Here is a 23,714-nt window from a genome sequence, read left to right as displayed (position 1 = left end):
TTGTGGTTTGTTGAGTGTATGTTAAAATAAATTTGTCAGAATAAAATCAATAAAATAGCAAGACACAAAGACAGCAATACAGAAACACCAACCCATCAACACAGCTCACGCACCGCCATGACAAACCGTTGCCCACCCAGTCCTGCCACACCCGTACGCATGAGCGTATCCGACCGACCCAAAAACTCATCTCTATCCATCAGGCTTGCCCCCAAACTCATCAAATGCGAATTTTCCAGTTGGCAATCCACGAGTGCCACGCCCTGCCTTTGGCATAACTGCATAAGCCCCCAAAATGCCACCTTTGAGCTGTCCGTTGCCCGATGAAACATACTCTCGCCACAGAACATCGCCCCGATATTTAGCCCATACAGTCCGCCTATCAAGGCACTGGTTAGTGGCTCATCTTGCCATATCTCCACACTTACCGCCACGCCAAGCTCGTGCAGTTCGGTATATGCCTGTATCATCTCATGCCCTATCCACGTCTCATCGGCATAGGCTCGTGGCTCGCTACACGCCTGTATCACATCGGTAAAGGCGTGGTTGGTCGTCAATGTCCATGTGGACTGGCGAGCCTTGCGAATGAGCGATTTTTTAGGATTAAAGTCGCTGGGCGTTAGCACGCATCTGGGATTGGGCGACCACCATGCTATTGGTTCATCATGAAACCACGGAAACACCCCAGAGCGGTAGGCGTGCAACAGCGTTGCCACCGACAAATCCGCCCCCACACCCAAGCATTCTTGGTCATCAGGCAAGGCTTGCACCCCTTGTCTAAAATCATAAGGGCAATCATCGGCTAAGGCGTGGATTTGGTGAATGTTTATCATGATAACGGTTAATTTAAAATTTAAAAATAATGAAAGGCGTGATAAATTATGGTTAAAAATGGATTGGCAAGACAAATTATAGTTAGTCGTTAATTTTGGGTAAATTTCATTTTCCCATTTATCATGTTAAAAACGTCTTATTTAACAAATGCCTATTTTTATCAATGTTATAAAATAAAAATCCACCCCCGCCAGCAACCCATCACTCAGACCGCTTTAAATTTTAAAACACACCCCCATTAATGGCAAGTGTTATTTTCAATTCAACAAAACAGAGAACATTATGTTAAATAAAGATTATCGCCAACGCTTTTTTATTGAGCATTCGCCCGTGCGTGGTGATGTGGTGCGACTGTCCGACAGTTTTACCACCGTGATTAGCCAAAAAGATTATCCCCCTGCCATCAAAGCCTTATTGGGTGAGATGCTGGTGTCGGCAAGCCTGCTCATCGGCACGCTCAAAATTGACGGCAAATTATCCATTCAACTGCAATCATCAGACGACAGCTCGCCCCTGCGTTTTGCCATGGCAGAGTGCGACCACTCATCAGGACAAGAGCTGGGGGCGGTGCGTGCGTTGGCAAGTTTTGACAACAGCGATGACAAACAGGCGTTCTGGCAATCACTTTACACCAGTGATGACGCTTTTGCCGTCATCAAAACAGGCGTGCTATTTATCAGCATTCACCCCAACTTTGGCGAGAGCTATCAAGGCATTGTCGAGCGTGTGAGCGACAACTTAGGCGAGTGCCTAGCCCATTACCAAAAACAATCCGCCCAAATCCCCACCATCATCAAACTTGCCACCGATGAGACCACAGCAGGCGGACTGCTCATGCAACTGTTGCCCCAATCGGACACCGACAAAGAAAACGACCCCGACCTATGGGGCAGACTAAGCGTACTCACTGGCACCATCAAGGCGGACGAGCTGACCGAACTGCCTGCCGATGAAATCCTATACCGCCTGTATCACGAAGAAGACGTGGTACTGCCCGAACCTACCCCGCTTGGCTTTGCTTGTACTTGTTCGCCCGAAAAAAGCGAAGGGGCGATTTTGCAACTAGGGCATGATGAAGCCCTAGAAGTCGTGGACGCTCATGGCGGTACACTCACGCTCGATTGTGGTTTTTGTGGCAGGGAATACCGTTTTGATAAAGATGATATTAAGCAGTTATTTGCATAATACGTCCCACTCCACCAACGCCCACTGTCATGCAGTGGGTTTTTATTGGTGAAAAATAGGGCGTACCTACCTTTTATATTTGTAATGAAAATTTCTGTTGAGAAAAAACAAGGCAATCACCTATTTTTCATACAAGACCAATTTAAAGCGTTAAATTTTATCATATTTCACAAAATGTTATCAATGGTGGACACACCCCAAACTTTGACAAAAAACACCTGATACGTTTATAAATTTTCACACAATAATTACATTACATATGCTATAACGATAGATTTCATACATTCGTTTAAAAAATATGGATTTGCATAGCCCGCACGATTGGCTTCATGTCGCCAAAAAATTTAACACGCTTTGGCATGAGTACGATGACCAAGCCCTAGATGAGCTATATCACGACCAGCCAGATGAGCTTGCCTATCACACCGCCCAAAAAACCCTGCTTAGAAACCAAAAAACTCACGCCCAAATCACGGCATTACGATTGGCTTACGATCACGCCAAGACTTATCAAACGCCCTGTGAGTTGGTGTTGTCGGTGGATAAGGCAGAAAGTCAGCAAGTGGGCGAGCTGATTTATTCTTTATACCCCCACAACGATAATCCCACTCATTTTAACCACATTCCTGAACGTGTCTTAAAAGAGCATTTAACCCACACAGAGTTGGTATTTTTTGGCATTCCTGTTTAATGGTATTATTGGAGATATTTTATGGATTTTTCTATTTTTAACATGGCAATGGAGCATAATCTGCCCATTTCTATTGTCATGATGGCATCAGCAGTTATATTCTTCATTGTGTTTATTTACGCCCTTTCCTATTACAATGCTCGCTCTGCCAGTATTTTAAAATTCGCCCCCAGTATCATGACCGCATTAGGATTATTTGGTACGTTTGCGGGATTAACTTTGGCATTATCTGAATTAGACATCAGCAATACAGAAACTGTTACCAAGTTTGTTAGCGAACTAAAACCTGTATTTAGCTTTTCTATTTTAGGTATTGGTTCGTCCATATTTTTTATGGTGGCTAATTTTTATATTTCAGCATTAAATAATTACAGAATACAAGATAGAAAATTAAAAAATCAAGAAAATATAGAAGAAAGACAAGAGATAATAGATGAATACAACAATCAAACCATTACACATCTTAACCAGCACAGTCATTTTTTAAATCAAGCGGTGAATGAGATAAAAAATCAGAACAGTTTATTTGTCAAAAATGAGCGTTCGGTTGCACAATTATTGGAAATCATCGCCACAGACAATAGAAAACAAACCAATCTATTAGACAATCAAGCCAATACATTTGGTGCATTACATACCAGTATTAGTCAGATGACTGGTGCTATTGCTAATATGGAGACAGGCTATGATATGGATAAATTGGGCGATGTGATTGCGGTTAAAATGTCAGATTTATTATTAGAACCATTAAACGACATAAAAACCGCCCTTGAAAATAATAACAATGATACCATTCGTACTTTACTACAAGATTTAAAAACAGAAGTGCTAACGCCAATTAAAGATGAAATTCAAAGAACAACCACATCTACAAATAGGGTCGTGTCAGCAGTACAAGAAAGCCAACAAACCAACAAGCAGTTAATTGCAAAATTGGGCGAAGTTACCGGACAAATGACTACGTTTGTTACCCAAACAGATACTTTGGTGCAAGCCATGAAAACGTCTGTTAGTGATATGCAAGGTATTCAACAAAGTCAAGCCACCACATTAAATCAATTTAACATAGACTTACAAACTAATTTGGATAAAATCCAACCTGCGATTGAAGGCGGCATGGAAACCGCCACCAAATCAATGACCCAAGCCATTGAAAAAACCACAGATAAGATGAATGATGCTATGCAAGGCGTGATTACTGATATTTCTGATAATGTAGTGGGTGAATTAAGTCGTATATTAACTAACTTTAATGACAACATGGACTCTCATCTAAATCGCATGAATACCGAGCTAGAAGAAACAGGTAAAAGAGCCAGCGGATTGATTAATGACAGTGCAAAAGCATTAGAAACAACCATGGGCGAGATTGACGGTACGTTACAAGGTTTGTCCGAGCAATTACAACAAGAGCTAAAAGCATTTAGAGAGCAATACGACACCAGTTTGACAGACTTTTTTGACAAACAAAACGAGCAACTTGAAAAAACCCTAGGTGTACAATCAAAAGCCCTGCAAGATACTGCCGACCAATTAAAAGGGCAGTTTGAGAAGATGGAAACCGCCCAAAAAGATTTAAATAAACAAATGAATGATTTGATTGAGAGAGCAAACAGCATTTACAACCCGCTACTTAACCAAATGACCACCATTGCCACCAATCTCAATGGTGGTAATCAGCAAATTATTCGTGAATTACGACAAACTGCCGAATATAATGAAAAAATCAATAACGCATTAAAAGAGTTGGGTGAAACCATGCCACAAGAGTTTGCCAAAGCCTTTGGGTCTTTAAATGACGCTTATGTTAAGAAATTTACCGAAGGCAATGAAGCCTTGCATAAAACCATGCAAGAGATGATTACATCGGCAGCGGTATTATTGAACGTTGCCAATAGCAAACATCATCATGAATAATGGGGAGCAACCATGATAATTTATGATGATGAGCAATTTGATAACCATGAAGAAGATGCAACCACTTGGATTGCATTGGCTGATATGATGACGGGGCTTATGGCGATATTTTTGGCATTGAGTATTGCCATTTTGGTGATGCAAAAAAACGACCAAATTGTTATTATCAAGGGTGTAACCGAAGCTCTGCAAAATAAAAATATTGACATTCGTTTTAATGCAAAAACAGGCGATATTACTTTGGCAGAAAATGTGGCATTTGGTTTTGGGCAAGCAACATTAACCCCAGAAGGAAAAGCATTATTAGATAGATTTATTCCTGTCTATGCAGAGGCGATATTCCATGATTTAACGCCAGAGCAACAAGACAGAATTAACCGACTTATTGTGGAGGGACATACTGACAGCGTGGGGAGCTATGCCCAAAACATGGATTTATCCACTCGCCGTGCCAATGCCATTTTATTATATGTTGATAGTATGCCAGAATTTGCTCATAAACAGCAGTTATTACAAAAAATGACTGCGGTAGGACGTGGTAAAAATGATGCTAATGACAACCCAAGTGATGAGGATAGAAAAGTGTTATTTCGTTTTGACTTCAAAAATACATTTAGCGTAAGTAGTGATGACCCAGTCAAATATGTTGAAAACAAAAGCAATCAATGACAAATGGACTATAGCCATGCAATTTAAAGTGGATTTTTCTCATATTACAGCCGATAACCTAACAATGCCAGTTTATCAATCGCTTTTTGATGTTAAACCTTGGCAAGATTTGGATTTGAGCGTATTAAATATTAATGTGTCAGATTTAGATTTAAATAGTCGGGCAAAAATCGTATTTAATACACTTAAATTTATGCCTATGGACGACTTTAATGTATTAGATGTTTTGGCGTTAATAACTGTCTCTCATGATGAGGAAAACATCGTTAATCTTAATAAAGTCTCCGCTCATTGGTTGGAGTCGGCACTCAACCATAATCACGCATTAAATGCCACCTTGATTTTTTTGTTTTCATTGATACAAACTGACGAAACAAAAAACCACATCGCAAATCAAGCATTATTAAAAAGGCTTATTCAACAAATCAAAATCTCTGACAAATCATTATGGCAAGACAAATTTTTATATGAATTTATTAAAAATGTCTTAGCAGATAGTGGAAAAAATTTGGCGTTATTGGCATTAAACCATGACATGACCTGTAAAGAGATGTTTGATAAATATGCCTTTGGTATCAAAAAGTCCATACGACAAACCAGTGAACAAGAATGGCTGTCTGCCTATCTAAATTTAAAGAACAACGAACTTACGTTAAAATCTGGTGTCATCAAACGTTATTTAAACCAAAGAACAAATATAGATTTTGCCATAAAACGAGCAAAAACAATTTTTGACCATAAATTTTTTAGCAAAAATTTGGCAACCTTAGAAAATCAAACCCACCAATTTAAAGATATTTTTGAATGGCTCAAACAATGGAGTGCCAATCCTGATTTTATGAGTGGTTTTGATGTTCATCATTTGCAAATATTACGTTGTTGGCTTGGGGCGGGTAATTATTATCAGCTTGAAAAAATGGTTGGAGAGATTGCCAAAATAAATAATGAAAACATACAGGAAAATTCTAGTATTTCTATTAATAGATATATCTTTTGGAAAAATTATCAGCAACACATTTTGGATTATTATTTATTAATACCAAATTCTCAAAAAGCAAAGTATTACAATATCAAAGACACCAATTTAAAATATATGAATGACAATCAGACCAATAAGAATTATAATGTCCCAACAATATTAATAAGATTTCGCCAATGTTATTTTATACAACCTTTGGTCAGTTATGGTTCGGTAGTGGACTTGTTAGCAACGATTGATTTTGATTTGATAGACAATTCTTTAAATCAGACATTATTTAATTCTCAGGTATTTTCAGAAATAACTCCTTGCCTTATTCATGACCATAAATTTTTATGGCAAAGTGATATGGCAAAAACACTCAAAGAAGATTTTTATATAAATATGTCAGACGAAAAAAGATTTGTCATTACTCCTTCGTTGATTGAAAATACCCAAAAAGAGACATGGTCAAAACAAAAACACAAAGACAGACTAAAAGCATTAAATGAATGGCACAACAAATCCCACCGTCAAGACGCATTGGACATTTATGCCATCAGTTACCATAAACGCCATGAAAGACATGGTTAAATTAATGGATTTAGCGATACAACGTCCGCTCATTTAACAAATCAATGTCCGCCTGTTTTAGCTCAAAACTATGCAAATCCTGCTCATTGGCATAGGGGTACATAAGAGCAGTAGGGTCGTCATTATGCCCGATACTAAGGGCATGACCCAACTCATGAGCCAGCACCAACCGCAAATCATCAATACTTTCAAATTCATAAATATCAATCTTATGCCCATCAAACTGCCCCTTATGAAACTCTCGGGGTGTTAGGCGAGCACTGGCATGGTCAATGGCGTGATTGATATGTCCTGCCTTGTGATTGATGTCATCTACCGCTTGGTTAAAGGCGTCTTGGGAGAGCCGATAAACATCAATCTTGGCATTTAGGGCTTGTTGATTGGCTCGCAACTGCTTTTCTATGCCTAGCAAGCGTTGGCGTTCGTTTGGGTCATGGGTGTGATTAATGAGATGAATGGTGTGGTTATATTGCTCTTGCCAAGCGGTCAGCTCGGTTTGCAGACGGCTAAACTCATCGTGCAACGCCTGTCTTTGGCGTGCCAGATTGTCCGAGTCTCGCCTGTGATTTTGTTGTAGGGTATCTAGCTCCTGCTTGATTTGTTGGCGTGCCGTGGTCTCCATTTGTCGCTCATCATAGATGAGATTGATACTCACTTTTGCACTGTCATCATAGACAAACCACTGCCGACCCGTGCCGTCATGCCATATCATCACCGCTTCATGAGCAAGGCGTTTGACTTCGTCATGACTTAACCCAAAACGCTCGTCCACATCGCCAATACGATACCGCACTCGCAAATCGGTCGGATAAGTCAGCCGATGAATCAAACTGTTGTGGCGAACCTGTGGCTCGGTGTGGGTCTGATACGAGAAAAACCCAAGCACCAACACCACGCCTGCCAATATCATCAGCCGAATGATTTTTAACAATGTCATTTATTTATTCAAATCAAAGAATAATTACCGCTAAATCAATCCAACAATTTAAAAAAATGCTCACGATAATGACGTAACTCACGAATAGAATCACGGATATCATCTAATGCCAAATGCGTACCGCCCTTTTGATAGCCACGAGCGACATCGGGTCGCCAACGATAGCACAGCTCTTTGACACTAGACACATCTAAGTTGCGATAATGAAAAAATGCTTCAAGCGTGGGCATTTGTCTTGCCAAAAACCGTCTGTCTTGACAAATGGAGTTGCCACACATGGGTGATACCCCTTTATCTACCCACTTTGATAAAAACTCAATGGTCGCTTGCTCGGCATCTGCCAACGTTACCGTGCTACGGCGAACACGGTCGGTAAGACCCGATTCTCGGTGCTGGCGGGTGCACCATTCGTCCATGCCGTTTAGCACCGTATCAGGCACTTTGATGGCAAAGACAGGACCTTCGGCAAGAATGTTGAGATTGTCATCGGTAACAATGGTCGCAATCTCAATAATCTCATCTTTTTGGGTGTCAAGCCCTGTCATTTCTAGGTCAATCCAAATGAGTGCTTTTTTGGGTTTTTGGGTCGGTTTGGGGTGCGTGATATGAATCTTGGACATGATGTTCCTAATTTGGGTAAATTATCTCTTGGATAATCTGATATTATAAAGGAAAAAGCAAGGAATAAAAACAAAATGGGACAACCGCCCCATTTTTAGGACGTGCCTGCCTTTTGTATTTGCAATGAAAAACGATTGATTTATTTGTAAAATATTTCTATGTTGTAAATAGTGTTATAAAGGGCAGGCACGCCCTAACCAACCAATCAACTAAATCGCTTGGGGGCTTCGTCATAGACATGGGCATGGTATTGTCGCATTTGGCGTTCCATGACCGTGGCTATCGCCGCCGAAATCATGTGCTGACCGATACTTTGGATGTGCTCCGCCCCGACCATGTCCTTGACTTTATCAGCAAAGGCAATGCTCACCAACGCTTCATCCGTGCCCACTTCTCGCAGGACGAGCGAGCCACTTTCCACTTCAACAAATTCCAAAATGGCTTCTTTGGCACCAAAACGTGGTCTGCCCCGCTCATCCGTGGCTGACTCATCAACCGCCTGCTGTGCGTGAGCTTCTTCGCTGATGTCTGCCTTAACCGCTTTTTTGCGGGTGCGTTTTGGCTTAACGGCTTGGCTGTCAGTATCTTCGGTGTTTTTGGTCTGGCTAGTTTTGGCTTGTTTTGCTTTGGTTTGGTCTGCCTTGACTTTTGCTTTTGTGCTTTTTGGCTGACCTGCGGTGTCGCTCACCGCTGACACATCGCCTACTTGTACATCAAGGGCGACATCTGCTGGGTCTTTTTTCTTGCGGGTGCGTTTGGGTTTGTCTTGCGAGTGCGTTTGGGTAGAGACAGACACATCATCTGTCATCACGCCCTGCTCTGCCTGCTTGTCGGATTGCTTTGCCATAAGATTGCCTACTCTTAGCGTACTTTATATATCATTAAAAACCATCCTTATATTATGGCGGTTATGTCGGCAAATTTCAAGTAAACTGCCAAGCTGTATTTCCCTTTTATCCATCATCATACGCTTATTTTTTTTAAGCGATAAACACCCAAACATCAAATAAAAGCATTTGCTAGATTTTTACAAATAAATATAAAGATAATAACTGTTATTATTTACAAAGATAATTTTTTAAAGTAAAATGCCTTGTTTGTTGTCATTTTGTATGTAGGGCATGCCTGCCTTTTGTATTTGCAATGAAAAATGAGAAAAATCGCCCGTTTTTCAAGGAAAAAGTGAAGCTTGATAGTCGTTCTATCAAACAAGTTTTTGACGATGAAAAACAAGATTTAACCATTTTTCATGCAAAAACGATTAATTTATTTCTAAAATATATCTGAATTGTGAATAGTGTTATAAAGGGCAGGCACGCCCTAATCTTACAGCTTGATAATACCCACAGGACTTTTGTTTTATTTTTATAGGCATGGCTCTATGCGTCAATACAACTTTCCCAAAAAATCATTGCTCGCCCTACTCATCCCCACCATGATGTGCCACACCATACAGGCTCATGCTGATGACAGCCTAGAACCCGAAGTTCATCTTGGACATGAGACGATTACTATTAGTCGCACGCCCCAAGAGGAAGTGGGCAAAGAAATCATTACTAGGCAAGAGCTAAACCAAGAACTTATCCAAAACACCAAAGATTTAGTGCGTTATAGCCCTGATGTCGGTATTGCTGATAGCGGTCGCCGTTTAAAAGGTTTTGCCATGCGTGGGGTGGAAGGCAACCGAGTGGCAGTCGCCATTGACGGGGTGAGTATTCCTGATTCAGAAGAAAACTCACTGTATGAGCGTTATGGCAACTTTAACAGCTCTCGGGTTACGCTAGACTCTGAGCTGGTTCGTGGTATCGACATGGTCAAAGGTGCTGACTCTTTTAACATGGGTGGGGGCAGTTTGGGCGGGGGTGTGAACTATCGCACCTTGCAAGCGAGCGATTTGATTCAAAGTGGGGATTTTGGCGGAATATATCGCACAGGATACGCCACCAAAAATAACGAATGGTTTCACACGCTTGGCATGGGTTATGATAACGGCATCATAGACATGGCACTTGTATATTCCCAAAGACGTGGGCGTGAGACTGAAAGTCGTGGCAGTGATGTTACGCCTTGGTACAGCTGTTATAGCGAATCCGCTTGTCAAGAGTACGCCACCTATGGGGCTTCACGCATGACACCCGACCCCGAAAAGCACAAAAATCAGAGCTATTTGGCAAAATTGGGCTGGCAAATCAATGACGACCACAGAGTCGGCTTATCAGTCAATGGAGCGAAAAATTTATCGGATACCACCGAGCATTCATATTCGCTAACATCGTACTGGCGTGATGCTACCGATAAGCAAGACATTACCAACACTAATCTTTATCATGAATGGCTACTAAATACCAACTTTTTAAGCAAAATCCGCACCGACATTGATTATCAAAAAGTCGATAACCGTTCTATCAATTATAAGGGTAATAAAAACTGGCGCGATAACAGTCGCACACACCTTGTCAATCTGGACGACCGATTATTTAACAACAAATACAAACGTCTAAGCATTGGGGTAGAATCGCCGACTTTTGGCATTAAAAACACCGAACATCGCATGAGTGCCAAAGTGTTTGTTGCCGAACGAGATTTTAAAAACATCAACATCGATGACATCTATAACAGTGCAGGCGTGATGACTGACCGTGAGATTTACACCATTCAGCACCCCATGAACACCCGTCAATACGGCTTTACCTTGCAGGATAATATCCGCTTTGGTAATGCTTGGTCGGTCAATGCAGGGCTACGCTACGACCACGAAAAAATCAAACCACAACCCCTTGATGTTACTTGTGGCAAAAAGTACGGCTTTGGGGTATTGTGCGAGAATGTAGATATGAATGGAGCAACCTTTAAAAACTGGACAGGACAGTTTGGTGTGGACAAACGCCTAAATGACACATGGCGAGCGGGCTATCTTGCCAGTACAGGCTATCGTAATCCCACATCGTCCGAGATGTTTTTTACATTCCAAAGTGGCTTTGGCAACTGGTCAGCAAACCCTACCCTAAAAACCGAAAAAAGCCTAAATCACACGCTATTTTTGCAAGGCAACGGCGATTATGGCAAGCTAGACGTGGGCATTTATCACAGCAATTACAAAGACTTTTTGTTTGAAACAGAGACAATCAAGTACGAACCCAACAAAAACTACGATGAAATTTTTTGTGATTATTGGGGTGGTGATGCGTGTCGAAAAGCTTATCCAACCTATTATCAACAAATGGTGAATGCAGACAAAGCCCATATTTCTGGCATTGAATTTAAAGGTGAGTTGGCACTAGACAAAGTAACGCCCCTGCCCACAGGGTTTAAAGGGTCTTTGAATGTCGGTTATAGCCGTGGCAAATTATCAGGGTTACAAAATGCCAGTTTACTCTCTATCCAACCCATGAAAGCGGTTTTAGGACTTGACTATGAAAGCCCAACGGACAAATGGGGCGTGTTTACTCGCACAACCTACATGGGTGGCAAAAAAGCCAAAGATGCTCAATATGTGCGTGCAATATCCAATTGTTTAGAATACAAAAAAGACTGGTACGGTCAAGACACATCAACGTGTTTGACAGAAGTACCTGACACCACAGTTGAAAACTACAAATGGCTTAATAAATCTGCGGTAACGTTTGATGTGTTTGGTTATTACAACATCAAAGATAATGTTACTTTGCGTGCAGGGATTTACAACGTCTTTGATAAAAAATACCACACTTGGGACAGCTTGCGTGGCATTAACTCACTTGACCAAGGCAAGGCAGGGTCAAGCAATTCGGTGGACAGACAAGGTCAAGGCTTAGAGCGGTTTTATGCCCCTGGTCGTAACTACGCGTTATCGCTAACCTATGAGTTCTAGTTAATACTCAGTAACAAAGCCCGCCCTGATGGCGGGTTTTTTTTATTTGTCAATTATTTTGTTATATTGTAACTATATTTAATGTTATGTTATAATATTTATTTTTGATTAATGGAGATTTTCTTATGACTGCTTATAAGCGTTTGCCGTTGGCTATTTTACTGATTTTAAGCCATCATGCCCTCGCCGATGATGTACCGACGGTTCAACTTGAGCATGAAATCATTAATATTAAGCACCAACCCTTAGAAAGTCTTGCTTTGGGAGGCGTACGCAAAGTCGGCGACACGGTTATAAAAAGTGAAGCGCTAAAACAGCGCGCAACCACCCTAGGCGATGCTTTGGCAGGCGAGCTTGGTGTTCATTCTAACCATTTTGGTGGCGGTGCCTCAGCCCCCATCATTCGTGGGCAGGAGGGTAAACGCCTGAAAATCCTACAAAACGGCTCAGAGGTTGTGGACATGTCTGGGTTATCGCCAGACCATGCCATAGCGGTGGATACCACACTGGCAAAACAGGTGGAGATTGTGCGAGGCTCTGGTGCATTGTTGTACGCCTCTGGCAACTCAGCAGGCGTGGTCAATGTCGTTGATGACAAAATACCCAGCAAATTGCCCAGCAAATTACAAGGTGATTTGGCGGTGCGTCTTAGCAGTGCCAACCGTGAAAAATTAATCACCGCCAGTGCCGAAGCCCCACTGGGAGAGCATGTGGCAGTGCGTGTTGCAGGGCTGTCCAAACAAGCAGCAGACTATAAAACGCCACGCTTTGACCGCCATGTCTTTAACGAAGAATCTGAATACGATGACACTCAGCCAGAATTCATCTATAAAGACACCTTAAAGCATCTGCCAGACAGCCATGCCAAATCAAACGCAGGAACGCTTGGCGTGTCATGGGTTGGCAATCAAGGCTTTTTGGGGGCATCGGTGAGCTTACGCCGAGACAAATATGGCCTGCCCAACCATTCACATGAATATGAAGAATGTAGCGTACATGGCATTTCTCAGTCCGCCTTACAATACAAGCCATATTTGCGTTTGTATCCTTTTTTGATGGAAAATGATGACTTAGAGTTTGACAATGCAGGGCTTGAATGCCATACACATGATGACCATGCTCATGACCATGACCACGAGCATGGCAAACCGTGGATTGATTTGAAAATGAAGCGTTATGATGTGCAAGGGCAAATCAATGCACCGTTTGCTGGCATTGATAAAATCCGAGCCAGCATGGGCAAAGCAGATTATCATCATGATGAGATAGATGGGGGTGAGAAGACCAGCTTTTTTGATAATCAAGCCAATGTGTGGCGTCTGGAAGCCTCGCATACCCCCATTCATACGCCGATGGGCAAGTTTAGCGGGGTGTTTGGGATAGGTTATCTCACCTCAAAAAATAGCGGACTTGTGCCACCTCGTTATGAAGATGGCAATAAACAAGACACCCAAAACATCTTACATAATAATAAAACCAAGACAGGCAGTGTGTTTTGGTTTGAAGAATACCAGCCCAATGACAAGCTGACAGTTGACGCTGCCGCTCGCATTGAGAAACAAACCATCACCATGGATTATGACAAAGACGCCATTTATCAGAGCTTAAACTTAGGTTTGGCAACCGCTCATGAACCAGACATACGCTTTAAACGATTGCTTGACAGCGGTACTTTAAACCCCCAAAAACAAACCGCACGCTCGTATGCTGTTGGGACGCATTTACAATTAACGCCCAAACATAAATTATCGCTTAATCTGTCGCATCAAGAACGCCTGCCCAATGCTCAGGAATTGTATGCTCACGGCATGCACCTTGCCACCAACTCTTTTGAAATTGGTAACCGCTTTTTAAACAAAGAAAAATCCAACAACATTGATTTGGGGCTGACATTTCAAGGTGATAAATGGGATTACCGTCTTGGTGGCTATCATTATGATTTTGATAACTATGTGTTTTTACAAACATTGTCGCAGTATAAGCAAGGTTTGCGTGGCATGCGTCATGATAAAGACTTAAAAACCGCACGCTATGAACAAGCAGCGGCGAAATTTTATGGATTTGATGCCAACATCGGTTATCAGATTAATGATGTGTATCATGTGGCGTTATTTGGTGATTATATTCGTGGCAAACTCACCAATTTGCCTGACAAACAAGGCAGAACCGATGCGTATGGCAACCGTCCTCTCATCAAACAGCCAGACAGCCATACGCCAAGACTGCCACCAAAACGCCTTGGCATGAAATTAACCGCCAATGTTAATGCAAATTGGTCAGGGTCTTTGGAATATCGCCATACCTTTAAACAAGATAAATTGGCGAATTTTGAACGCCCAACCCCAGCTCATAACTTGGTGAATTTGGGGCTTAACTATCAGCACAAGCCAAGTGATAAGCCAGGCTCGGTTCAGGTATTTTTTAATGCCAACAATCTATTAAACGATAAAGTCTTTGCTCACGAGACATTTTTCCCAGACATGCCACAAATGGGGCGAAACTTTATGCTCGGGGCAAATTTCAAATTTTGACAAATCATAAAATCCAAATCAAAAACCATCGTGGCAAACCATATTCTCGATGGTTTTTTGATGGCAAATCAAAGATGGTCAAAGCCCAATTTGGCATGCTGTTTGCTCGCCATATTTTTAGCCATATTTTTAGACATATTTTTAAAAAACTGCAATAAAAAACTTGACATCTCATCATACTGCTGTATAATGAGCGACCAACTGGGGACGTGGCGAAATTGGTAGACGCACTGGATTTAGGTTCCAGCGGGGCGACCTGTGAGAGTTCGAGCCTCTCCGTCCCCACCATGTTTTAACTCAATCGTGAAAACGGTTGGGTTTTTTGTGTGTAAATTTATTTCATTTGTCCTTATAAACATTTGTCCTTATAAAACAATAAATGCACGCCATCCATATCATGAAAGGGGCATCATGACAACCACGCCTTTTGACACCCTACCCAAATCTACCTTGACAGGCAAACCTGTACTGCACTTCGTTCATGCCAATGGCTTTCCCGCCCAGGTCTATACATCATTGTTTGAGCGTTGGGAGAGGGTATTTAGCATTGAGTATATTAAACTCTTTGGCATGCATCCTGATTATCCGCCAGATAATCACTGGCAAAAACTGACCCATCAGGTACTAGACAACATTCATCAGACCTGCCAAAAACACAGTGTGCCACATGTTGTTGCTGTGGGGCATTCTGTGGGGGCAGTAACGACCATGCAGGCATGCGAAAAAGACCCTACGCACATCAGTCAGCTCATCGCCCTTGACCCATCTTTACTCATGGGCAAAATGAGCCTAATTTATCAGCTCTCCAAAATCATGGATGACGCCCTATGCCCCTTGACAGGGTCTCAACATTATTTTGTTGATAAAATCTCTCCTGCCAGTAAATCCAAATATCGCAAAGACACTTTTGACAGCAGACAGAACGCCCACGACAGCCTACGCCAAAAGGGATTATTTAGAGCCTTTGACAGGCGTGCCTTTGATGACTACATCAGGCACGGACTGACCGCCAAAGACGACAAATTCACACTCGCCATCACCAAGGGGGTTGAGATTGGCATTTTTCGCACCATACCATCTTTGTACTGGGCTAAATCTCTGACCATCTACCGCCCTACCACGCTCATCGCTGGTAAGGACAGTTATTTTACCCACATAGGTTCATATCAAGCCATTCATGACAATTGGGGCATCCCCATCATCTATGTGGACGGCTCACACATGTTTCCCTTAGAAAATCCAGACAGCACCGCCCATCTTGTGCTAGACATCATCGCCCAACAAATAAAGACTTGCTAAAATGCCCCATCTTAACCGAACTCACCCACAGATGACACAGATAACCAAACAATCACATCAATCTGTGATTAAATTTTCGCCACTGGGTCTGGTAGGACTGTGCTTATTTTTCCTATTTGGCATGTTTGCCCTGCAAATCATTGGCACATACATCGGTTCACTGGCTTATTATGAACAAGCACAAAATCTAGATACCGCCACACTCATCACACTCGGTTCAAATAACGGCGTGGTGGTCGCCATTTCGGTTGTCATCACTGCCCTAGCCTTTACGCTGTTTGCCGTAGGTTTGGTGCTATTTAAAAGCAAAACGGCACGCCACGGCACGCCCCATCAGCCCCCATCAGCTCATCACTGGGGGGCTGTTTGGCAGTTTTTCGGGATAAAGGCGATGGGCGTTCGGGGCTTTGTCGTCAGTCTCATAGGCATGATAGCATTTATGGCGGTAAGTGAGATTATCTTGACCGCCTTGGATAGCTCGCCCATGGATTTTTTGGATGGGCTTATCACAGATGAGTCCCTGCCCCTGCTCATATTCGCCATCGTGGTGGTCGCCCCCATCTACGAAGAGCTGGTGTTTCGGGGGTTGATATTTGGTGGACTGCTTCATCATCATCGTGCCGAGCAAACCCCCATCCGTCTGGTCGGTTTTAGCATCGCCAAATCCACACTCATGGCAAGTCTCATAAGCAGTCTGCTCTTTACACTCGTTCATCTACAATACGACCTGCTTGGCATGACCGTCATCTTTGCCATGGCGTTGCTGTTTTGTTTTATCCGTGTCAAATACGGACTGGTCATGGCAATACTCATGCACATGGTCAATAATGGCATGGCAATGGCGGTGTATTTGGCAAGCTGACTCAAAAGCCCTTTTCTTTGCCATCAGAGCTTGTTATACTATTTATAAGCACACCCTAATTACAGACTTTAACTGGGAAAACATACTAGGGCGTGCCTGCCATTGATAGCATTTTTATAAAATACGATGAAAATTTGACAATTTTAATCGATTTTTGCATGAAAAATGGCTAAATCTTGTGGCTCGAAGTCAAAAACTTGCTTGATAGAAGACTTACAGCCTACGTTTTTTCCTTGAAAAACGTGCGATTCCCCTGCTTTTTTAAACAGGCATTTTTCATTGCAAATACCAAAGGCAGGCACACCTTAATTTACTTACAAGTCATCATCAAGGTATTTTATGGACATCATTATCTTGGGTGGGGGCGTGATTGGCACGACTACCGCCTATTATCTTGCCAAAGCAGGGGCAAAAGTTACCGTCATTGACCGCCAATCAGATGTGGCGATGGAGACAAGTTTTGCCAATGCCGGACAAATCTCCCCCGGCTACTCAACCCCTTGGGCTGCCCCCAAAATCCCCCAAAAGGCGGTCAAATGGCTCATGCAAAAACACGCCCCCCTTGCCATCCGCCCTGATGGCACATCCTTTCAGATGACATGGATGCGTCAAATGCTCGCCAACTGTAACGCCATACGCTATCAAATCAACAAAGAACGCATGATGCGGATATCTGAGTACAGCCGTGACTGTATCGGTACTTTGCGTAATGAGATTGGTGTTGGTTATGAACATCGTACAGGTGGCACGGTACAGCTGTTTCGTAAACCTGCCCAAATCCAAGCCATGCACCTTGACACCAAAGTACTAGAAGAATGTGGCGTGCCTTATGAGATACTGGACGCAGATGGGCTTGTCAATGCCGAGCCTGCTCTTGCTTATGCTACCGCTCCGCTTTTGGGCGGTCTAAGATTGCCCAATGATGAAACGGGCGACTGTAATTTATTTACCAAACGCCTTGCCGAGCATTGTACATCGCTTGGCGTGACGTTCAAATTTGACACAAACATTGACAACATCATCTTTGAAAATCAAACCATCAAAGGCATTATTGCAGGTGGCGAAACGCTGACAGCAGACGGCTATGTGATGGCGATGGGCAGTTATAGCCGTGCCATGCTCTTACCACTTGGGCTGAATTTGCCCGTCTATCCTGTCAAGGGTTATTCGCTGACCGCTGACATCATCGATGAGACCAAAGCCCCCATCTCTACCGTGCTTGATGAGACCTACAAAATCGCCATCACCCGTTTTGACAATCGCATTCGGGTAGGTGGCATGGCAGAGCTGTCGGGCTTTGATTTGTCATTAAACCCTGCCCGCCGCGAGACTTTAGAGATGGTTACAAAAAGTCTGTTTGACGGTGGCGACCTACCAAATGCCAAATTTTGGACAGGGCTACGTCCGATGACCCCAGATGGCACACCCATCATTGGGGCGACCAAATTTGACAACCTATTCATCAATACAGGGCATGGCACGCTTGGCTGGACAATGGCATGCGGCTCTGGTAAACTGCTTTGTGATATCATTACGGGCAAACAAGCCGAGATTTCATTGGAAGGCTTAGATATGAGCCGTTATCAGAAGTAATGTAGTTTTGATATTGTTAATTAACACACCTTTGGGTGGATTTGTAGGGGCAAATCACATTTACTCTTTGATAAAACGTTGATTTTTGGGTAAATTGCAATTTGCTCCTACACGTCCAAATTTTAAAATGTTTCTTTATTGAACAACACCATTTATTTTTAAGGAAAATGTTATGAACATTCAAAAAATTGACAGCAACGACACCATCACCGAAATTGCCATTTATAATGGCGTGGTCTATTTGGCAGGGCAAGTACCTGATGATGACAGCCTTGATATCGTCGGACAAACTCGTGAAGTCCTAGCCAACATTGACAAAGCCTTAGTCAAGGCAGGCACGGACAAATCCCGCCTTTTAACCGCACAGGTGTTTATCAAAAATTTAGAAGATTTTGATGAATTTAATGCCGAATACGCCGCTTGGATAGCAGGCAACGTTCCGCCCACTCGTGCCACGGTTCAGGCAAATTTGGTAAATCCCAACTGGCTGGTTGAGATTGTGGTAACGGCAGGCATCTAATCTACCCCCACCACTTGTAGCCCTGCCAACGCCACCACCCCTGCCGTCTCGGTACGAAGTATCCGCTCGCCTATCGTCCACGACAAAAAGCCATGCTTGTGGCACTCATCTATCTCATCATCGGACAGTCCGCCTTCTGAACCGACCAGTATGCCTATCGTGGACGGCAAGGGGGCTTTTGGAGTGTAGCGGTGCACGTCGTCCGCTAGGCTCATGACGATTTTTAGCTCATCGGTACAACTTGCTAGGCAGTCCGAAAGTGCCACAGGGGGCAAAATGGCAGGGATGATATTAAGCCCGCATTGCTCACAGGCAGAGACAGCGATTTTTTGCCAATGAGCAAGTTTTTTGTTATCACGCTCATATCTGAGTCGCTCGGAGCGTTCGGTGGTGATGAGCTGTATGGCGGACACGCCCATTTCACACGCCTTTTGAATGGTGTAATCCATACGCTCGCCCTTACTCATCGCTTGGATTAGGGTAACACGGTAAGACAAGGTGCGATTGGTGGGGTTAAAGTCATCTATACGCACATGGGCGGACTTTTTGTCAATGTGGGTCAGCGTGGCGGTGTATTCGCCCCCTTGCCCGTTAAAAAGTGTGGCACTATCACCAATATTTGCCCGCAAAACCTTTGTCCAATGATGATACACGTCATCAGGCAGGGTTATCGTGTCATGTACGGCTAGGGGCATATCTACAAAAAAACGCATGAAATCGCCTTTGAAATGATTTATTAAAAATAAATTGGCAACCATAAAATGATTTAATATTTCATTTATTTTTATTTGCCGATTTTATGTTTATTTTATGATTGTTTAACTTAAAAATACACCAATGGGCGTGTTCAACACGCCCCTACAAAAGTATTGTTTAAAAATGTAGAATTGGTGTGAATTGGGGTTAATTTACTACACCCGAGAAGCTTTAAAATTACCACAAACATAATGAAGTTTGGGTGTAGGGGCGTGCTGTGCACGCCTATAAAAATTGGCATGTTATCAAAGGACGTGCGGAGCCAGTCCCTACAAAGCCTGTGTTAAATATTAAGTTTGTTAGGTGTATATTAAAAGATGGATATTATAAATTGATAATGATTTGGGCAAATTGCAATTTGCCCCTACGGATTTATCCAAAAAATAACTCATCTCTTTTTTAAATCAACCTTTTTTAACTCTTTTTTATCTTGTTTAAACACACTTGATAAATCAGGTTTTTCTTTACCAATGGTAACGATGATAAATTCATCAGGGCGGATATAGGTATTTAGCGATTGATTGACCGCCTCTGGGGTTGCTCTGTCCAATCGCACCAAATAATCAGTGATATGACTGTCAGGCAAATTGTCATAGTTTAGTTCAGATGCTTTGTTGTGAATGGCGGTATTGGTGGCAAGGCTCATGGGATAGGCGTATTTACGACTGGTGCGTTCTAGGTTAAATTCGCTGTCTTTGATGCCATTTTTTCTTGTGTTTTCAATGACTTTTAAGGTTTTGATGATCGCCTCTTTTGCTTTGTCCGATTGGGTAGAAAAGCTGATACGATAATAGCCACGCTCATCAAAGACATTCATAGCACCTGTGATGCCATAGGTGTAGCCGTGCTTGTCTCGAATCTCTTTCATAAGATGGGCATTAAAATCACCCCCTGCCAGCACGCTGTTGGCAAGGCTAAAATTGGTGCGGTTTTGTAGCTCCACAGGATCTTTGGTCTCTTTTTCGCCCATGTGTCCGATATAGACGTGCGTTTGGATGCTGTCATAGGGGATATGGACGTGCTGTGGCTTGGGGGCGATGGGCGTGGGCAAGTCGGTGGCTCTCTCGCCTTGGGGCAAGGCATTTATCAGGCGTTTGGCGATGGTGCGTGCGTCATCGGCACTGATGTCGCCTGTGATGGCGATGTGGGCGTTGCCTTTGGTTAAGTATTTGTTTTTATAGGCGATTAGGTCATCTCGGCTAATGCTCGCCACGCTCTGTTGTGTGCCATGTGTGGATACGGCATAAGGATGCGTGCCATACATGGTTTTTAAAAACTCAACACTCGCCACATGAGCGGGGTCTTGTTTGGCACGCTCAAAACCGATGTCCGCTTGGGCTTGGTTGCGTTTTAGGATAGTTTCATCAAAACGGGGGTTTTGTATCATGTCGGCAAACAAATCAAGGGCAGGATACAGCTCTTTGTCGTCCGACAAACTTCTAAACGCATAAACAAACGTGTCTCGGTAGGCAGTCGCCCCAAATACCACGCCCAGCAGTTCGGCTTTTTCGGCAAATGTGTTCTCGTCTAGGTGGGTTGTGCCTTGGGTCATCATGGTGGCGGTCATGCCAGCAATGCCATAGCCGTCCGCTCGTATGGTGTCATCTTTGGCAGAACCGCCCTTAAAGGTCAAGCTAATGTCCAAAATCGGTAGTTCATCAATGGGTGTAAAAATCACAGACACGCCGTCCACGTCAAACCGCTCCATGTGCGGGATTTTTAAATCCAATGGCTTGTCATCTTTTAGGCTATCAAGCACAGGCAAAGGCTTATCGCTTGGGGCGACAGGGGCATGATGATGACCGTCCGCCCATGTGGTGTGGCTGATAAGGAATAAGGCTAAGGCGATTGGGGTAAGTTTTTTCATGGTAATTCCTGATATTGGGTTGGGGTTTTAATGGTTGATTTTATATAAATCATTTTGGCATTGTTGATTTGTGGTTTTTGATGTATTGATTTTGGGTGAATTGCGATTCGCCCCTACTATCCAAATTTTAAAATATGGGGTTTTTTAACAATACGCTATTTTAAAATATCCAAATTTAACAATACCTATTTATCTTTTCAATAAAATGATTTTGGTAAAATTTAATCGTTATTTTGTTTAAATTTGACCCATAATTTTTATCAATTTTTGGCATTGTTAATTAACCATACCTTTGGGGGATTTGTAGGGGCAAATCACATTTGCCCTGTGATAACGGATTGATTTTTGGGCGAATAAATTGCCCCTACACGTTTAAATTTTAAAATATATCTTTATTAAACTTCCTGCAAAACTAGTTTTCCGTTCGCCCTGAGCTTGTCGAAGGGTAGCGGAAAACCGTCATGGTTCGACAAGCTCACCACGAACGGTTTTCTTTAATTCAGGGTTTTGCAGGAAGTCTTTTATTGAACAATACCCCATTTTAAAACCCTAAATCTATTATTCATCTTTTGGCAAAATATAAGCACTATACATACGCTCATCACTTAGGTATTTTTTGCCTGCGTTTTTAATTTCATCGGTGCTAATGGTGGGCAGAATTGCCAATTCTTCTTGGATTTTGCCAAAAGGGATATTTTCATTTTTTAGCATTCCCAGCAAATCCGCCTGCCCTGATACGCCTTCGGACGCAAACACCAAGGCGGTTTTTGTGGCAACCATAGAACGGTCAAGCTCTTTTTGGTCAATGGGGTCGGCCATGGTGCGTTTTATCTCATCTAAGACAAGGCGTTTGGTTTCATCAAGGCTCACCCCTGCTTTTGGCGTTGCCATGACCATAAAAAAGCCGTCCCCATAGCCTGTACTGTCATAACTACTATATACGGACGTAACGAGTTCTTTTTTGACCAAATTTTTGGCAAATCGACCAGACGCTCCGCCACTTAGCACGTCATCAAACAGCCCCAATGCCAACAGCTCTCGCTCGTTGTCGGCGGTGTGGTGATTGGTGAGTTTTAGGCCAGATACAGTCGGGGCTTGCCATGCCAAAATCAGCGTGGGAACTTGGACGGCTTCTTTGATGACGATATGGCGTTCGCTCACACCGCCTTTGCCTGCGTTTAGGTCATCAGCGTGGATGAATTGGGCAGGGTCTCGGGCGGGTACGGGGTCGCCTTTGGGAATGTCGCCAAAATATTTTTTGATATGAGTTAGGGCTTCGTCTTTGTCCACGTCGCCCACGATGACGAGCGTGGCGTTATTGGGGACGTACCATGTGGCGTACCAGTGTTTTAGGTCATCCATGGTCAAGCCTTCAATGTCCGCCATGCTCCCAATAATGGGGCGACCCCGTGGCGTGTCGCCATAGACGAATGATGAAAATCGCTCCCACGCTTTTGCCATGGGGTTATCGTCCGTGCGAGAACGGCGTTCTTCTTGGACGACTTGGCGTTCGCTTTCTATCTGCTCAGGTTTAAACAGCACGTTTTTCATGCGGTTGGCTTCTAGCTCCAACGCTAGGGCATAGCGATTGGCGGGCAAAATTTCATGATAAACGGTAACGTCTGAACTGGTGTAGGCGTTATTACTACCGCCATAATGACTGATAAGACGGCTAAATTCATCGCTAGATACCTTGGGCGTGTCCTTGAACATTAAATGCTCCAAAAAGTGCGACAGTCCGCCCTTGCCCACAGGCTCATCATTTGCCCCCACGCCATACCAAATCTGGGTCATGACCACAGGAGCTCGTTTGTCTTCTTTGATGACGACTTTTAAGCCATTATCTAGCGTGTATTCGTGAATGTTGGCGAGAAGTTTTAGCTCTTGTTGGGGAGTGGTAGCAAGGGCGGTTGGGGCTTGGGGCATGGCTGTTGGGGCGTGCTGGCAAGCGGTTAGGGATAATAATCCCAAGGATACGCATAAGGATAAAACAAGGCGGTTAAAGGTTTTCATAGACATTCCGATGAGTT

The 23,714-nt window shown here is 43.2% G+C and carries 19 protein-coding genes and 1 tRNA gene; 13 read left to right on the top strand and 7 right to left on the bottom strand.

All coding sequences use genetic code 11. The features are described from left to right. Positions 1 to 95: 95 nt before the first annotated feature. Positions 96 to 833 (bottom strand): leucyl/phenylalanyl-tRNA--protein transferase, encoded by a 738-nt coding sequence (gene aat / locus B5J94_RS06575; RefSeq protein ID WP_062499711.1) that lies wholly within the window; start codon positions 831 to 833, stop codon positions 96 to 98. A 283-nt stretch (positions 834 to 1,116) separates the two neighbouring features. On the opposite strand from aat, the gene hslO reads away from it, so the two are divergent. The 5 genes from hslO to B5J94_RS06550 all read left to right on the top strand — a co-directional run bounded on the left by hslO (position 1,117) and on the right by B5J94_RS06550 (position 6,848). Further along, positions 1,117 to 2,019 carry an Hsp33 family molecular chaperone HslO gene (gene hslO / locus B5J94_RS06570; protein ID WP_062499713.1) on the top strand — a complete coding sequence of 301 codons (903 nt, stop codon included), beginning with the start codon at positions 1,117 to 1,119 and terminating at the stop codon, positions 2,017 to 2,019. 298 nt (positions 2,020 to 2,317) lie between these two features. Then, positions 2,318 to 2,710, top strand: a complete 393-nt coding sequence (locus B5J94_RS06565) for a hypothetical protein (protein WP_062499715.1) — start codon at positions 2,318 to 2,320, stop codon at positions 2,708 to 2,710. 21 nt (positions 2,711 to 2,731) lie between these two features. Next, on the top strand, positions 2,732 to 4,627 hold the full coding sequence (locus B5J94_RS06560; RefSeq protein ID WP_062499717.1) for a MotA/TolQ/ExbB proton channel family protein: 1,896 nt from the start codon (positions 2,732 to 2,734) through the stop codon (positions 4,625 to 4,627). 12 nt (positions 4,628 to 4,639) lie between these two features. Then, complete coding sequence (locus B5J94_RS06555; RefSeq protein ID WP_062499719.1) at positions 4,640 to 5,296, top strand: OmpA/MotB family protein; 657 nt, start codon at positions 4,640 to 4,642, stop codon at positions 5,294 to 5,296. Next, a complete protein-coding gene (locus B5J94_RS06550) occupies positions 5,256 to 6,848 on the top strand; it encodes a hypothetical protein (protein ID WP_143821924.1) in 1,593 nt (530 codons plus the stop codon). The genes B5J94_RS06555 and B5J94_RS06550 overlap by 41 nt, the downstream gene beginning before the upstream one ends. A gap of 10 nt (positions 6,849 to 6,858) precedes the next feature. Here the strand turns inward: B5J94_RS06550 and B5J94_RS06545 are convergent, their stop codons facing one another. The 3 genes from B5J94_RS06545 to B5J94_RS14755 all read right to left on the bottom strand — a co-directional run bounded on the left by B5J94_RS06545 (position 6,859) and on the right by B5J94_RS14755 (position 9,253). Next, positions 6,859 to 7,785 carry a matrixin family metalloprotease gene (locus B5J94_RS06545; protein ID WP_062499723.1) on the bottom strand — a complete coding sequence of 309 codons (927 nt, stop codon included), beginning with the start codon at positions 7,783 to 7,785 and terminating at the stop codon, positions 6,859 to 6,861. A gap of 35 nt (positions 7,786 to 7,820) precedes the next feature. Continuing rightward, positions 7,821 to 8,405 carry an oligoribonuclease gene (gene orn / locus B5J94_RS06540; protein WP_062499725.1) on the bottom strand — a complete coding sequence of 195 codons (585 nt, stop codon included), beginning with the start codon at positions 8,403 to 8,405 and terminating at the stop codon, positions 7,821 to 7,823. A 206-nt stretch (positions 8,406 to 8,611) separates the two neighbouring features. After that, a complete protein-coding gene (locus tag B5J94_RS14755; RefSeq protein WP_228144544.1) occupies positions 8,612 to 9,253 on the bottom strand; it encodes a hypothetical protein in 642 nt (213 codons plus the stop codon). A 296-nt stretch (positions 9,254 to 9,549) separates the two neighbouring features. On the opposite strand from B5J94_RS14755, the gene B5J94_RS14350 reads away from it, so the two are divergent. The 8 genes from B5J94_RS14350 (at position 9,550) to B5J94_RS06500 (ending at position 19,061) form a co-directional block, all read left to right on the top strand. Then, positions 9,550 to 9,693, top strand: a complete 144-nt coding sequence (locus B5J94_RS14350) for a hypothetical protein (RefSeq protein ID WP_169838808.1) — start codon at positions 9,550 to 9,552, stop codon at positions 9,691 to 9,693. A 94-nt stretch (positions 9,694 to 9,787) separates the two neighbouring features. Continuing rightward, positions 9,788 to 12,256, top strand: a complete 2,469-nt coding sequence (locus B5J94_RS06530; protein WP_062498479.1) for a TonB-dependent hemoglobin/transferrin/lactoferrin family receptor — start codon at positions 9,788 to 9,790, stop codon at positions 12,254 to 12,256. Positions 12,257 to 12,381: 125 nt separating this feature from the next. Next, positions 12,382 to 14,787 (top strand): TonB-dependent receptor, encoded by a 2,406-nt coding sequence (locus tag B5J94_RS06525; protein ID WP_079364011.1) that lies wholly within the window; start codon positions 12,382 to 12,384, stop codon positions 14,785 to 14,787. A gap of 203 nt (positions 14,788 to 14,990) precedes the next feature. Beyond that, positions 14,991 to 15,075: transfer RNA gene (locus tag B5J94_RS06520), tRNA-Leu, on the top strand. Between the two features lie 123 nt (positions 15,076 to 15,198). Next, a complete protein-coding gene (locus tag B5J94_RS06515) occupies positions 15,199 to 16,086 on the top strand; it encodes an alpha/beta fold hydrolase (RefSeq protein ID WP_062498478.1) in 888 nt (295 codons plus the stop codon). Position 16,087: 1 nt separating this feature from the next. Beyond that, positions 16,088 to 16,948 (top strand): CPBP family intramembrane glutamic endopeptidase, encoded by an 861-nt coding sequence (locus B5J94_RS06510; protein WP_062498477.1) that lies wholly within the window; start codon positions 16,088 to 16,090, stop codon positions 16,946 to 16,948. A 339-nt stretch (positions 16,949 to 17,287) separates the two neighbouring features. After that, positions 17,288 to 18,541, top strand: coding sequence for a D-amino acid dehydrogenase (locus B5J94_RS06505; RefSeq protein WP_062498476.1), 1,254 nt, complete (start codon positions 17,288 to 17,290; stop codon positions 18,539 to 18,541). A 172-nt stretch (positions 18,542 to 18,713) separates the two neighbouring features. Continuing rightward, entirely contained in the window at positions 18,714 to 19,061 is a 348-nt protein-coding gene (locus B5J94_RS06500) for a RidA family protein (protein ID WP_062498475.1), read from the top strand. Here the strand turns inward: B5J94_RS06500 and B5J94_RS06495 are convergent. From B5J94_RS06495 to B5J94_RS06485, 3 genes are all read right to left on the bottom strand, one after another. After that, positions 19,058 to 19,774: a 16S rRNA (uracil(1498)-N(3))-methyltransferase gene (locus tag B5J94_RS06495; protein ID WP_062498474.1), complete on the bottom strand. Its 717-nt coding sequence runs from the start codon at positions 19,772 to 19,774 to the stop codon at positions 19,058 to 19,060. The genes B5J94_RS06500 and B5J94_RS06495 overlap by 4 nt on opposite strands. 431 nt (positions 19,775 to 20,205) lie before the next feature. Then, positions 20,206 to 21,684 carry a M16 family metallopeptidase gene (locus tag B5J94_RS06490; protein ID WP_062498473.1) on the bottom strand — a complete coding sequence of 493 codons (1,479 nt, stop codon included), beginning with the start codon at positions 21,682 to 21,684 and terminating at the stop codon, positions 20,206 to 20,208. A 558-nt stretch (positions 21,685 to 22,242) separates the two neighbouring features. Beyond that, positions 22,243 to 23,697 carry a M16 family metallopeptidase gene (locus B5J94_RS06485; RefSeq protein ID WP_062498472.1) on the bottom strand — a complete coding sequence of 485 codons (1,455 nt, stop codon included), beginning with the start codon at positions 23,695 to 23,697 and terminating at the stop codon, positions 22,243 to 22,245. Between the last annotated feature and the right edge of the window lie 17 nt (positions 23,698 to 23,714).

Origin of the sequence: Moraxella lacunata (assembly GCF_002027545.1) — a bacterium.
GTDB lineage: Bacteria > Pseudomonadota > Gammaproteobacteria > Pseudomonadales > Moraxellaceae > Moraxella > Moraxella lacunata.
This window is presented reverse-complemented; position numbering and strand designations above follow the sequence as displayed.